The 11,945-nt window shown below is 66.9% G+C and carries 12 protein-coding genes and 1 pseudogene; 9 read left to right on the top strand and 4 right to left on the bottom strand.

Annotation, left to right across the window (positions count from 1 at the left end; all coding sequences use genetic code 11):
- The first annotated feature begins 16 nt into the window (after window positions 1–16).
- Entirely contained in the window at window positions 17–751 is a 735-nt protein-coding gene (locus G6N35_RS09965) for a TetR/AcrR family transcriptional regulator (RefSeq protein WP_246224266.1), read from the top strand.
- On the opposite strand, the gene G6N35_RS09960 is transcribed toward G6N35_RS09965, so the two are convergent.
- Window positions 723–1,727 carry an aldo/keto reductase gene (locus G6N35_RS09960; RefSeq protein WP_246224265.1) on the bottom strand — a complete coding sequence of 335 codons (1,005 nt, stop codon included), beginning with the start codon at window positions 1,725–1,727 and terminating at the stop codon, window positions 723–725. The two genes, G6N35_RS09965 and G6N35_RS09960, sit on opposite strands and share 29 nt — an antisense overlap.
- A gap of 109 nt (window positions 1,728–1,836) precedes the next feature.
- Here G6N35_RS09960 and G6N35_RS09955 point away from each other — a divergent pair, with 109 nt between their 5' ends.
- A complete protein-coding gene (locus G6N35_RS09955; protein ID WP_163804107.1) occupies window positions 1,837–2,268 on the top strand; it encodes a CBS domain-containing protein in 432 nt (143 codons plus the stop codon).
- A 109-nt stretch (window positions 2,269–2,377) separates the two neighbouring features.
- Window positions 2,378–3,493 carry an LLM class flavin-dependent oxidoreductase gene (locus G6N35_RS09950; protein ID WP_163804106.1) on the top strand — a complete coding sequence of 372 codons (1,116 nt, stop codon included), beginning with the start codon at window positions 2,378–2,380 and terminating at the stop codon, window positions 3,491–3,493.
- Between the two features lie 4 nt (window positions 3,494–3,497).
- Here the strand turns inward: G6N35_RS09950 and G6N35_RS09945 are convergent, their stop codons facing one another.
- Window positions 3,498–4,103, bottom strand: coding sequence for a type II toxin-antitoxin system PemK/MazF family toxin (locus tag G6N35_RS09945; RefSeq protein ID WP_179967340.1), 606 nt, complete (start codon window positions 4,101–4,103; stop codon window positions 3,498–3,500).
- Here G6N35_RS09945 and lepA point away from each other — a divergent pair.
- From lepA to G6N35_RS09930, 3 genes and pseudogenes are all read left to right on the top strand, one after another.
- A pseudogene (gene lepA, locus G6N35_RS09940) lies at window positions 4,092–6,069 on the top strand (translation elongation factor 4). The gene G6N35_RS09945 and the pseudogene lepA sit on opposite strands and share 12 nt — an antisense overlap.
- A 54-nt stretch (window positions 6,070–6,123) precedes the next feature.
- Window positions 6,124–6,813, top strand: coding sequence for a sensor domain-containing protein (locus G6N35_RS09935; RefSeq protein WP_163804104.1), 690 nt, complete (start codon window positions 6,124–6,126; stop codon window positions 6,811–6,813).
- A gap of 63 nt (window positions 6,814–6,876) precedes the next feature.
- Window positions 6,877–7,584, top strand: a complete 708-nt coding sequence (locus tag G6N35_RS09930) for a sensor domain-containing protein (protein ID WP_246224264.1) — start codon at window positions 6,877–6,879, stop codon at window positions 7,582–7,584.
- Here the strand turns inward: G6N35_RS09930 and G6N35_RS09925 are convergent.
- Window positions 7,574–8,797 (bottom strand): multidrug effflux MFS transporter, encoded by a 1,224-nt coding sequence (locus G6N35_RS09925; protein ID WP_163804103.1) that lies wholly within the window; start codon window positions 8,795–8,797, stop codon window positions 7,574–7,576. The two genes, G6N35_RS09930 and G6N35_RS09925, sit on opposite strands and share 11 nt — an antisense overlap.
- 68 nt (window positions 8,798–8,865) lie before the next feature.
- Here G6N35_RS09925 and G6N35_RS09920 point away from each other — a divergent pair, with 68 nt between their 5' ends.
- The gene (locus G6N35_RS09920) at window positions 8,866–9,294 is read left to right on the top strand and encodes a MarR family winged helix-turn-helix transcriptional regulator (RefSeq protein ID WP_163804102.1); all 429 of its coding nucleotides are present in this window, start codon (window positions 8,866–8,868) and stop codon (window positions 9,292–9,294) included.
- A gap of 16 nt (window positions 9,295–9,310) precedes the next feature.
- Here G6N35_RS09920 and G6N35_RS09915 read toward each other — a convergent pair whose 3' ends face one another.
- Window positions 9,311–11,323 (bottom strand): glycoside hydrolase family 15 protein, encoded by a 2,013-nt coding sequence (locus tag G6N35_RS09915; RefSeq protein ID WP_163804101.1) that lies wholly within the window; start codon window positions 11,321–11,323, stop codon window positions 9,311–9,313.
- 110 nt (window positions 11,324–11,433) lie between these two features.
- On the opposite strand from G6N35_RS09915, the gene G6N35_RS09910 reads away from it, so the two are divergent.
- Together G6N35_RS09910 and G6N35_RS27750 are read left to right on the top strand one after the other, a co-directional pair.
- Window positions 11,434–11,628, top strand: a complete 195-nt coding sequence (locus tag G6N35_RS09910) for a hypothetical protein (RefSeq protein ID WP_163804100.1) — start codon at window positions 11,434–11,436, stop codon at window positions 11,626–11,628.
- 127 nt (window positions 11,629–11,755) lie between these two features.
- Window positions 11,756–11,848 carry an Ms4533A family Cys-rich leader peptide gene (locus G6N35_RS27750; protein WP_407664535.1) on the top strand — a complete coding sequence of 31 codons (93 nt, stop codon included), beginning with the start codon at window positions 11,756–11,758 and terminating at the stop codon, window positions 11,846–11,848.
- Window positions 11,849–11,945 lie beyond the last annotated feature (97 nt).

The following is an 11,945-nucleotide window of genomic DNA, read 5'->3' as shown; positions in this document are numbered from 1 at the left end:
CCGTAGAATTCGCCGTGTGCCGACATCGGAGCCCCGGTCGCAGGTTCGTTCCATCGGGCGACCCCGCAACGATGCCGACTCGGTGGGTGCGGCCTCGCCGCGCGCCGGGATCGTCAACGCTGCGACACGCCTGTTCTCCGAAAAAGGCTATGCGCAAACCACGATGAGCGACATCGCCAGGGCCGCGGGTCTGCAGCAGTCGTCGCTGTACTACTGGTTTCGCAACAAGGAGCAGCTGCTGGGCGAGGCTTTGCTGGTCAATCGGGCGCCGCTGACGTTCATCTCCGAGGTGGGGGCCGGCTCGGGTTCGCCGGCGGTCAAGTTGTACCGCTTGTTGCGGTTCGACACCCTGCAGTTGGCGTTGTCGCCGATCGACTTCAACGAGATCCAGCGCATCGCCCACGACCAGCGCGCCGAGTTCCACCAATTCTGGACGGATTACGAGCGGCTGAAGAACTGGGTGGCGGACCTGATCGGTGCCGGCATTGCCGAGGGCAAGTTCATCGATTGCGATCAGCAGGAGACGGCGGGGCTGCTGCTGAACTTCGATGAGGGCGCGCAGAAACGCACCCGGCTGCACACCGACGAAGGGGATCGGGAAGCCGAGGCGATCAGGGTGGCCGAACAGGTCGCTGTCATCGCCGTGCGGGGCCTGTTGAAGCGCCCGAGTGAGATCACCCGGATCAGCAGTCAGGCCGCCCAGTTCGACGACGCCGCGATGATCATTCCCGGCCGGCCGACACCCAGGTGAGGTCGGCGAACCGGTCGCCGGTGACCGCGGCGGCTGCCGCGTCCAGCCCGCCGAGCTGCGCGTCGGTGAGCTGAATCGACAGCGATGCGGCGTTCTCGTCGACCCGCGCCGCCCGCCGCGTTCCCGGGATCGGCACCGATACGATGCCCAAGGCCTGCGCGCGCTGGCGCAGCCAGGCCAGCGCGACCTGGGCCGGGGTGGCGCCGATCTGGTCTCCGACATCGGAAATGGCGTGCAGGACAGCCTGATTAGCGTCCAATGCCCCGTCGGTGAAGCGCGGCATGGTACGGCGGAAGTCCCATTCGGAGGAGAAGTCCCCCGCCGAGCGGAAGGCCCCGGCCAAGAAGCCGCGGCCCAAGGGTGAGTAGGGCACGAAACCGACGCCGAGCGCTACCGCGGCGGGAACGACGTTGCGTTCCACGTCCCGACTCCACAACGACCATTCGCTCTGCACCGCAGCGATCGGGTGGACGGCCACGGCGGCACGCAGCTCCTCTGCCGTCACTTCCGATAGCCCGAGGTGGCGCACCTTGCCTGCGGTGACCAGCTCGGCCATCGCGCCGACGGTTTCCTCGATCGGCACCGTCACATCACGCCGGTGCAGGTAGTACAGGTCGACGGCGTCGGTGCCGAGCCGTGCGAGGCTCTCGTCCAGGCACTGCCGTACGTAGTCGGCGTCACCGCGGGCGCGCAGCTGGCCGGTCGTCGGGTCACCGGTGATACCGAACTTCGTCGCCACCGTGATCTCGTCGCGGCGGTCAGCGAGCAGCCTGCCGATCAGCTGCTCGTTGGCGCCGATGCCATAGACGTTGGCGGTGTCGAGGAAGGTGACACCGATGTCGACGCAGTGATGCAGGGTGGCCAGCGACTCGGCGTCGTCGACCTCCCCATAGATCGGAGTCAGCGCCATCCCGCCGAATCCGATCGCACTGACCTCCAGGCCGTCGCCCAGCATCGTCGTGGGAACCGCGCTCACGGTGCACTCTCCTTCAGTCGTCCTGCTCCAACATCAACACACTCGGTTTGCATCCGCGCCGGGGAGGAACGTTTTAGCCTGATGTGAGGTCGATCACAAAGGAGTGTCGATGCGCATCGCGGATATTTTGCGGAGCAAGGGCTCGGCGGTGGCGACGGTCACCGAAACGACCACGGTCAAAGGTCTGCTGACCGAGCTGGCCACCCACAATATCGGCGCCATGGTGGTCGTCGGCGCCGACGGTGTGCTGGGCATCGTGTCCGAACGAGACGTGGTGCGCCAACTCCACGAGCACGGGCCTGACCTGCTGCATCGTCGGGTCGGCGACATCATGAGCAGCACCCTGGTGACCTGCACACCGGAGGATCACATCGACGACCTTTCGGCGCTGATGACCAACAACCGGGTCCGTCATGTGCCGGTGCTGCACAACGGCCGGCTGGTCGGCATCGTCAGCATCGGCGACGTGGTGAAGAACCGGATGGAGGAACTGCAGGCCGAGCAGCAGCAGCTGCAGGCCTACATCACCCAGGGCGGCTAGCCGAGCCTCTCCGATCACCGTGGTTTGAACTATCGCCACGGCTGCGATCTCCGATCATGCTCGTACGGGGTGCCCGCACGCCGAAATGATCTGGAGCCGAACCGATTTCATGTCTGACCATCTCAAGTTCCACTGGTATCTGCCCACCCACGGCGACACCACCACCATCGCGGACAACCAGGGCAACTTTCAGCTACGCGCGCAGTCCCATCTGCTGCCCACGCTGGAGAATCTGACCAAGCTGGTTCGCACGGCCGAAGACCTGGGCTTCGAGGCTGCGCTGACGCCCACCGGATCGGCGTGCGAGGACTCCTGGATCGCGACAGCGGCCCTGGCCCAGCACAGCGAGAAGCTGAAATTCCTGGTGGCCTTCCGGCCCGGGGTACTCTCGCCGACCCTGGCCGCCCAGGAAGTCAGCACCTATCAGCGGTTCACCGGCAATCGGCTGGCCATCAACATCGTCACCGGCGGGGAGGACGTCGAGATGCGCCGCTACGGCGACCATCTGGACAAGGCCGCCCGCTACCGGCGCACCGGGGAGTTCCTGTCGATCCTGCGCGGGGTGTGGCGCGGTGGCGAGTTCTCCTTCCGCGGCGAGTTCTACCAGGTGGACAGCGCCCGCGTCGCCTACCCGGTGACCACGGCGCCGGCCATCTATTTCGGTGGCTCCTCGCCGGAGGCCATCGAGGTGGCCGCCGAGCACGCCGACGTCTACCTCACCTGGGGTGAGACACCTGATCAGGTCGCCGAGAAGATCGCCGAGGTCCGGGCGGCGGCGGCCAGGCACGGTCGCACCCTGCGCTACGGCCTGCGGGTGCACACGGTGGCCCGTCCTACCCGCGACGAGGCCTGGGCCCGTGCCGAGGAACTGCTCGCCGACCTCGATCCCCAGCAGGTTCGTGCCGCGCATGAGCGCTTTCTGCAGTCGGGCTCCGAAGGCCAGCGGCGGATGGCGGCGCTGACCACCGGGGAACTGCTCGATGCGCGCAGCCTCGAGGTCCATCCCGGCCTGTGGGCCGGGCCGAGCCTGCTGCGCGACGGTGCAGGTACCGCCGCGGTGGGCAGCTACGACGACGTCGCGGCGCTCTTCGACGAGTACGCGCGCCTGGGCATCAGCGAGTTCGTGCTGTCGGGTTATCCGCAGATCGAGGAGATCGCGCACGTCGGCACCGGGGTGTTGCCGGTGGTGCGGGCGGCCGAGCAGGCGGCCCCGGTGACCGCGTGAACGCTCAGCTCCAGGAATGCTCCGACCGCAGTCGGGTGGCCACCAGTTCGAAGGTCGCCGCATCGAGGATCGCGCCTTCCCGCCGGATGCCCTCCTCGGGAACGTCGAGCACCCGGTCCAGCCGCACCCAGCTGGCCCGGCCCTCGTAGTCCCAGGTGCCCGCGCCGATACCGATCCAGTTCGGGTCCTCGGCGCGCTGAGTCTGGCTGGACAGCATCAACCCCAGCAGAATCTCGCGGTCCCGGCCGACGACCAGAACCGGGCGGTCCTTGCCCTGAGTGGGATCGTCCTCGTAGACCACCCACGTCCAGACGATCTCGCCCGGGTCCGCCCGGCCGTCCAGATCGGGGGAGTAGACGACCTTGCGGGCACGGTGCGCGGTGGGCACACCAGCCTTGGTCACCGGGCGACCCGCGGTGATCGCGGCGGGCGCCTCGGGGGCAAGGGCGGTCGCGAGCAACGCGTCGAGACCCAATTTGAGGCCCTGTTGGATGGTCCGCTGCACCCCCTGCGGACTCTGCAGCTGGCGGATGAGCTTGGGAGCTTCGTTGAACACGAGGTGCTCGGTGTTGATCAGAATCCGTTGCAACGTCTTCCACTGCGACGCCATTCTCGACAGCATAGGCGAGGACGATGGAGCGCGATTGTGCTCGACGGCGCCGGTGTCGATACTCTTGAGCTGCCCAACGGCCCTCAGAACACCGCCCGACCAGGAGATTCCCATCAGCAGTTTCGCCGACAAGACGTTCACCGCGCCGGCACAGATTCGGAACTTCTGCATCATCGCCCACATCGATCACGGCAAGTCGACGCTGGCCGACCGGATGCTGCAGCTCACCGGTGTCGTCGATGAGCGCTCGATGCGCGCCCAGTACCTGGACCGGATGGACATCGAGCGGGAGCGCGGCATCACCATCAAGGCCCAGAACGTCCGACTGCCGTGGAAGGTCGGCGACGACGAGTTCGTTCTGCACTTGATCGACACCCCCGGCCACGTCGACTTCACCTACGAGGTGTCCCGGGCGCTGGAGGCCTGCGAGGGCGCGATCCTGCTGGTCGATGCGGCCCAAGGTATCGAGGCCCAGACCCTGGCGAACCTCTATCTGGCGTTGGACCGCGACCTGACCATCGTCCCGGTGCTCAACAAGATCGACCTGCCCGCCGCCGACCCGGAGCGCTACGCCGCCGAACTCGCGCACATCATCGGCTGCGAGCCGGGTGACGTGCTGCGGGTCTCCGGGAAGACCGGCGAGGGCGTCGCCGAGTTGCTCGACGAGGTGGTGCGCCAGGTGCCGGCCCCCACCGGTGATGCCGACGCCCCGGCCCGGGCGATGATCTTCGACTCGGTCTACGACATCTATCGCGGCGTGGTCACCTACGTGCGCGTGGTCGACGGCAAGATCGTTCCCCGCGAGAAGATCAAGATGATGTCGACCGGCGCCACCCACGAGCTGCTCGAGGTGGGCATCGTCTCCCCGGAGCCTAAGGCCACCGAGGGCCTCGGTGTCGGTGAGGTGGGCTACCTGATCACCGGTGTGAAGGATGTCCGCCAGTCCAAGGTCGGTGACACCGTCACCACCGCCCGCAACGGCGCCGGCGAGGCGCTCACCGGCTACCGCGAGCCCAAGCCGATGGTGTATTCCGGGCTCTATCCGGTGGACGGCTCGGACTACCCGAACCTGCGTGAGGCGCTGGACAAACTTCAGCTCAACGACGCCGCGCTGACCTACGAACCGGAAACGTCGGTGGCGCTCGGCTTCGGCTTCCGGTGCGGGTTCCTCGGACTGCTGCACATGGAGATCACCCGGGAGCGGCTCGAGCGGGAGTTCGACCTCGACCTGATCTCCACCGCACCCAACGTGGTCTACCGGGTGATCCAGGACGACGGCACCGAGCTCACCGTGACCAACCCGTCGGACTGGCCGGAAGGCAAGGTGCGCTCCGTCTTCGAGCCGGTGGTCAAGTGCACGGTCATCTCGCCCAGCGAATTCATCGGCACCATCATGGAGCTGTGTCAGTCCCGCCGTGGCGAGCTCGGCGGCATGGACTATCTCTCACCCGAACGCGTCGAACTGCGCTACACCATGCCGATGGGCGAGATCATCTTCGACTTCTTCGATGCGCTCAAGTCGCGCACCCGCGGCTACGCCAGCCTGGACTACGAGGAGGCCGGTGAGCAGGAGGCCGCGCTGGTCAAGGTCGACATCCTGCTCCAGGGTGAGGCCGTCGACGCGTTCAGTGCGATCGTGCACAAGGATTCGGCCTCGGCCTACGGCAACAAGATGACCACCAAGCTCAAGGAACTGATCCCGCGCCAGCAGTTCGAGGTGCCGGTGCAGGCCGCGATCGGGTCGAGAATCATTGCGCGCGAGAATATCCGGGCGATCCGTAAAGACGTTCTGGCCAAGTGCTACGGCGGTGACATCACCCGCAAGCGCAAGCTGCTGGAGAAGCAGAAAGAGGGCAAGAAGCGGATGAAGACCATCGGTCGGGTCGACGTGCCGCAGGAAGCCTTCGTCGCCGCGCTCAGTACCGATTCCGGCGGCGACAAGTCGGGCGAGAAAACTCGGAAGTAGGAGCACATCACACACGACGGTTACGTCGTTCGGGGGCGATCGATTCTCGGTGCCGTGTTGGGCATCACCGTGCTGGCCGGCTGCGCGGCCACTGTCGATGGCCGTGCCGTGCCGCAGACCGGCCCGCTGCGCCCACTCGTCTCAGCGCTGCCGACCAGCGCCGAGGTGAGTCGGATCGCCGGAAACCCCCTGAGCGACAACGGTTCACGCCCCTATCAGGGCGGCATCGGCGTCCTGCCGAACGGTATCCGGGACAACGACACCGCCCGGCCCATCGACTGCCTCGGGGCGGTGTCGCCGTTCATGCGCATCGTCTACGAGAAGGGCGACGTCGTCGGGGCTGCCTGGCAGGAATTCTCGCGGTACGGAACCGGCCAGGCGGTTTCCAGCGTCGACGCCGGGGTGGTGCGGTTCCGGTCACCGGGTGAGGCGCAGCGGATGTTCAGCGCGTTCGCGGCCCGCTGGAAGGCCTGCGAGGGCACTACGGTGACGACGTTCCTGCCGGGCCCGCAGAACACCGAACTGTACGAGAAGGTCACCGACGTCCGTGTCGACGGAGCGGTCCTGACGGCGATCATCGTCAATTCCGACAACCAGGGTGGTGCGCAGTTCCCCGCCGAGCGGGCCGTCGAGGTGTCGGCCGACTGCATTGTCGATGTCGACATGGCGGTCACCGCCGGCCGGGCTGCGACCGCCGACCGGGCCGCCGGTATCGCCCGGCTGATGGTCGAGCGGCTCGGCTAGCCCCGGTGACCGGCCACCCGCCGAAGACACACAGGAAACGGTCAGCGGAGGGACAATATTGCGATGATGCGCCGTATACCCGTGCTCTACGTGACCGCGTTGCTGGCCAGCGCCCTGGCCTCCGGATGCGCCTCGACGGTCGCGGGAACGGCGGTCCGGACGCAGGGGACCGGTAAGGCCTCGGTGAACCTTCCCGACCTCACCGAGTCCGATCTCGGTCGGGTGCTGCTCAGCGTGGGCCAGATCAACGGCGTGATGGGCTCGACCGGAATCCGGGAGACCGGATCCACCGAGACCTTGAGCGACAACTCCGCCGTGGTGTCCGACGTGGACTGCCTGGGCGCCATGTACGGCGCCGAGGAGAAGGTCTACCGGGGTAGCGGCTGGTCTGCCGTTCGCGACGAGGTGCTTCAGGAACCCACCGACGACAACGATCACTGGGTGGAGCAGATCGCCGTGCTGTTCCCCTCGGCGGGCAAGGCGCAGCAGTTCCTGGAGGAGTCACGGACGACGTGGCAGTCGTGCGAGAAGGCGTCGGTGGACGTCGACCGCACCGGGGTTCATGCGACGTGGGACATCGGTGCCGCCGATGTCAGTGGTGAAGTGCTGACCCAGGGCATCGAGCAACAAGATGCCGGGGGATGGGGCTGCCAGCACGCGATGGCCTCGGCCGCCAACCTCATCGTCGAAGTGTGGGCGTGCAGCGACTCCATCGGTGACGAGGCCAAATCGATCGCCACCGGCATGCTGGCCAAGGTGGCTAAGAAGTAGCGTTTCGGCCGCCAAGATAGGCCGCTATCGCCAACACCGACAGCGTCACCATGACGATGGCCAGCGGCAGGGCTGTGTGCTCTCCGCCGAGACTGACCAGCGGGGAGACCGCTGCTCCCAACCCGAACTGCAAGGCGCCCAGGCCGGCTGAGCCGGCCCCGGCGGCGGTCGGCACCGCTGCGAGGGCAAGTGCGGTGGCGTTGCCGAGGATCAGTCCCTGGCAGCACACCGCGACGAAGATCGGGACGGCGACGGTCCATGCCGGGGCCGCGGTGAGGGTCAGGACGAGCAGGGTGAGTGTCGCGGCCAGTGTCACACCGAGGCCGGTGCCGAGCAGTCGGCGGCTCGAGACGCTTGCCGTCAACCGCGCGGACAGTGCGCTCGTGGCGGTGAGACCAAGCGCATTGACGGCGAAGGCGATCCCGTACTGCATCGGAGTCAGCCCGAGCATCACCTGGTAGACGAACGGGGAGGCCGAGATATAGGCCATCATCACCGAGAACCCGAAGCCGAACGCCAGGGTGTTGGCCAGATAGGTGCGGGAGCGCAGTTCGCCCCACCGTGAAATACCCTCGGCCACAGTCGCTTTGAGGGCCTCCCGGCGCTCCATGGGATGTGACTCGCGCACCAGGACAGCCGAGGACAGGAACATCAACACCGCGATACCGCCGACCACCCACAGGATGCCGCGCCACCCGAGGGGGCCGACCAGAAGTCCGCCGGCGAACGGGGCGACGACAGGGGCGATGCCGCCGACGATCATCATCAGGCTGAAGGCGCGAGCAGCCGACTTGCCGGTCGCGAGATCGGAGATCACCGCCCGGCCGATCACCATGCCGGCTGCGCCGGTGAATCCCTGGGCGAAGCGTGCCGCGATCAGGATGCCGACGCTGGGGGCGGTGGCCGCCACCGCACTGGCGAGCACACACAGCAGGGTGCCGACCACCAGCGGGCCGCGGCGGCCGACGCGGTCGGACAGCGGTCCGAAGGCGAGCTGCCCGAAGGTGAGGCCGAGCAGGAACGCGGTCAGGGTCAACTGCACGGCCGTCGCGCTCGCGTGCAGTTCGGCCGTCATCTCGGGGAAGGCGGGCAGGTAGAGGTCGGTGGCCACCGGGGCGACCGCCGAGAGCAGGGCCAGCGCCAACAGCAGCCAGGGTGAGATGGACCCGTCGTGCTGGTTGGTCCGGCCGGGCTCGGTCGCTGCGGTCGTCATGAGTCCTCATTGAAGTAGTTATGAACAAATAACTATAAAATAATAACCAATGGGCGTAGTCTTTGTCCATGGACAGCCAGCTGGCCGACCTCGCCGAGGTGATTCTCGCCATCGGCCGAGAACTCCGCATGGGCATGGACGCCGAGACGGTGCCGCTCACCCCGTCGGAGGCCCAGGTGATGCGTCATATCGACAACCATCCCGGCGCGGCTCCCAGTGACGTCGCCAAACACACCGGCCTGCAGCGCAGCAACCTCAGCACGGCGCTGCGGAGCCTGGAACGCCGCGGATTCGTCGAGCGTCGCGTCGATCCCCAGGACGCCCGCGGTGTCAATCTCTTTCCCACCGAGCTGGCCGCTGCGAATCTGACCCGGTTGCGCCGGCAGTGGGCCCGTCACATGGCCACGGCTCTGGGCGACGACGTGGGTGAGGTGGCGACCGTCAAGGCGGTGTTGCAGCGGATCGAGTCGGCGATGGTCACCGATCGTCTCGGGTAGCGCGCATATCGCGCTCCTACATGGGGGCGTTGGCCGGCTGGAACACCCCGGTGCTGTCCGCCTCCTCCTCGGCGCGGATGACGTGCACGACGGCGTTGATGAGCGCCAGGTGCGTGAACGCCTGCGGGAAGTTCCCCAGATGCCGGCCGGTGCGCGGCTCGATCTCCTCGGCATAGAGATGCAGCGGGCTGGCGAACGACAGCAACCGCTCACACAGATGCCGGGCCCGGCTCACCTCACCGATCTCCACCAGAGCCGACACCAGCCAGAACGAACAGATCGTGAACGTGCCCTCTTCGCCGGACAGCCCGTCGTCGGTCTCCTCGACCCGGTAGCGCAGTACCAGGCCGTCCTCGGTGAGCTCGTCGGCGATCGCCAGCACGGTGGCCCGTACCCGCGGGTCGTCGGACGGCAGGAAGCGCACCAGCGGAACCAGCAGCAGTGAGGCGTCCAGCGCGTCGTCGCCATAGCGCTGGGTGAGCACCCCGCGCTGGTCCACCCCGTGGGCCAGGATGTCGGCCTTGATCTCCTCGGCAATGGCCCGCCACTGCTGTGCGTAACTCTTTTCACCGACCAGTTCGGCCAGTTTGGAGCCGCGGTCCAGGGCGACCCAGCACATCACCTTCGAGGAGGTGAAATGCTGCGGTTCACCGCGAACCTCCCAGATGCCGCGGTCGGGTTCCTTCCAGTGCTTGATGGCCTCTTCGACCTGCTCCTTGAGTACCGGCCACAGCTGATCGGAGATCTGCTCGCGGGACTTGGCGTGCAGGTACACCGAGTCCAGCATGGTGCCCCAGATATCGTGCTGGCGTTGGTTGTAGGCGCCGTTGCCGATGCGCACCGGCCGAGCGTTGTCGTAGCCCGACAGGTGGTTGAGCTCCTCCTCGACGAGTTCACGTTCGCCGCCGACGGCGTACATCACCTGCAGCGGGTGCCGCTCCCCGTTGTTGGCGCCCGAGACGTCGGCGATGAATGAGAAGAAGTCGTCAGCCTCCCGGTCCAGGCCCAGGGTGTAGAGGCCCCACAAGGCGAATGTCGAGTCACGCACCCAGGCGTAGCGGTAGTCCCAGTTGCGTTCGCCCTGGGGTGTCTCGGGCAGCGAGGTGGTGCTGGCCGCGAGCAGGGCGCCGGTGGGCGAGTAGGTCAGCCCCTTGAGGGTGAGCGCGCTGCGCTGCAGGTACGACCGCCACGGGTGGTCCGGGAAGTCACCGATGTTGATCCACTGGCGCCAGGCCTCGCTGGTCTGCCACATCTTGTCGGCGGCCTCTTCATAGGTCTGCGGCGCCGGATGTTTCGACCAGGACAGGGCGACGAAGATGTTGTCGCCTTCCTTCAACCTGGTTCGCGCCCTGGCCTCGCGGCCCTCCAACCCGATCCGAAGGTTGGTGGTCAGCCTCAGCGTCGGGTGCGCATCGGGATCCTTGCGGGCCCGCGCGATCGCCTCGCCGTAGGCGTTGGCCGAGTACTCCCACGTCGCGTTGACGCGGGCGTAGTCGAAGGACGGCTCGCAGTTCATCACCATCTCGACCGTGCCGCTCACACAGCGCACGGTGCGCAGCAGGATGTGTTCGGCATCCCAGTCCATCGGGGTGCGCCGGTGGGTGCGCGACCGGGTTTCGATGTCATGCCATGGCCCCATCACGAGGGCGTCGCGGACGATCACCCAGCCGGTGTGGGTCTGCCAGGTGGTTTCCAGAATCAGGCTGCCGGGCAGGTAGCGGCGTGCTGCCGGCACCGAGACCCCGTAGGGCCCGAGCCGGAAGTGGCCGGCCCCGCGGTCCAGGATGGCGCCGAAGACGCTGGGGGAGTCGGGCCGCGGGACGCACAGCCATTCCACCGCCCCGGCCGAGGAGATGAGGCAGGTGTTCTCGCAGTCCGAGAGGAACGCATAGTCGGCGATCGGCGGGAACGGGTTGCGCAGGGGCCCGCCCGGTGTGTACGGCACCGGCGCCGTGGCCGACAGCGGTGCGGCGGTGTCGAAGGCCGGCACGGCCGAGTTATCACCTGCTGGCTGGGCTTGCAGAACCATCCAGACATCATCGACCGCGCGGAGGTCTGGCGTCCACTTCTGCGCCGAACCGTAACTTTGCTGCTCACACCGATGGCGAGCGGGTATCGGTGGCGGCCTAGGCTGGGATCGTGACCGGGATCCTCAGTTGGTGGGACGGCGTGGAATTGTGGCTATCCGGCCTCGGATTCGTGCTGCAGGTCGTCATCGTGATTCCGGTGGTGCTGGCGCTGGCCTACGGCATCGCCGCCACGATCGACGTCATCCTGGGAAACGGCATCAAGGCGCTGCACTGGATTCGGCGCAGTGAGGAGCAGAATCGGTGAGCGGGATGCCCAGGTCGCGGGTCACACTGGCCCTTGTCGCGCTGCTGATCCTCGTCGTCGTGGTGTGGCTTCTCAATCGCTGACGCCCCGAGTAGCCCTGCGCTGAAACTCTGTTAAGCTTCGCGCCATGCAATCGGCGACCGGTTACGGCGAGGGCCATAAATTGGCGCTCATTGCCGTCGGTGCGTGTGCCGTTGCTGATGTCGCTTGTTGTCGCTGACACCCCTGCCCGCCTGCGGTTTGGTGTCGGTGATGGTCATGGCAATTCGCCGTTGATACATAGCCATTCCGTTGTGACGGGTGCGATCCGCCCACAT

Origin of the sequence: Mycolicibacterium anyangense (assembly GCF_010731855.1) — a bacterium.
In the GTDB taxonomy this organism is placed as follows: domain Bacteria; phylum Actinomycetota; class Actinomycetes; order Mycobacteriales; family Mycobacteriaceae; genus Mycobacterium; species Mycobacterium anyangense.
The sequence above is the reverse complement of the archived record's forward strand: the minus strand, read 5'-3'. Positions and strand labels throughout refer to the sequence as shown.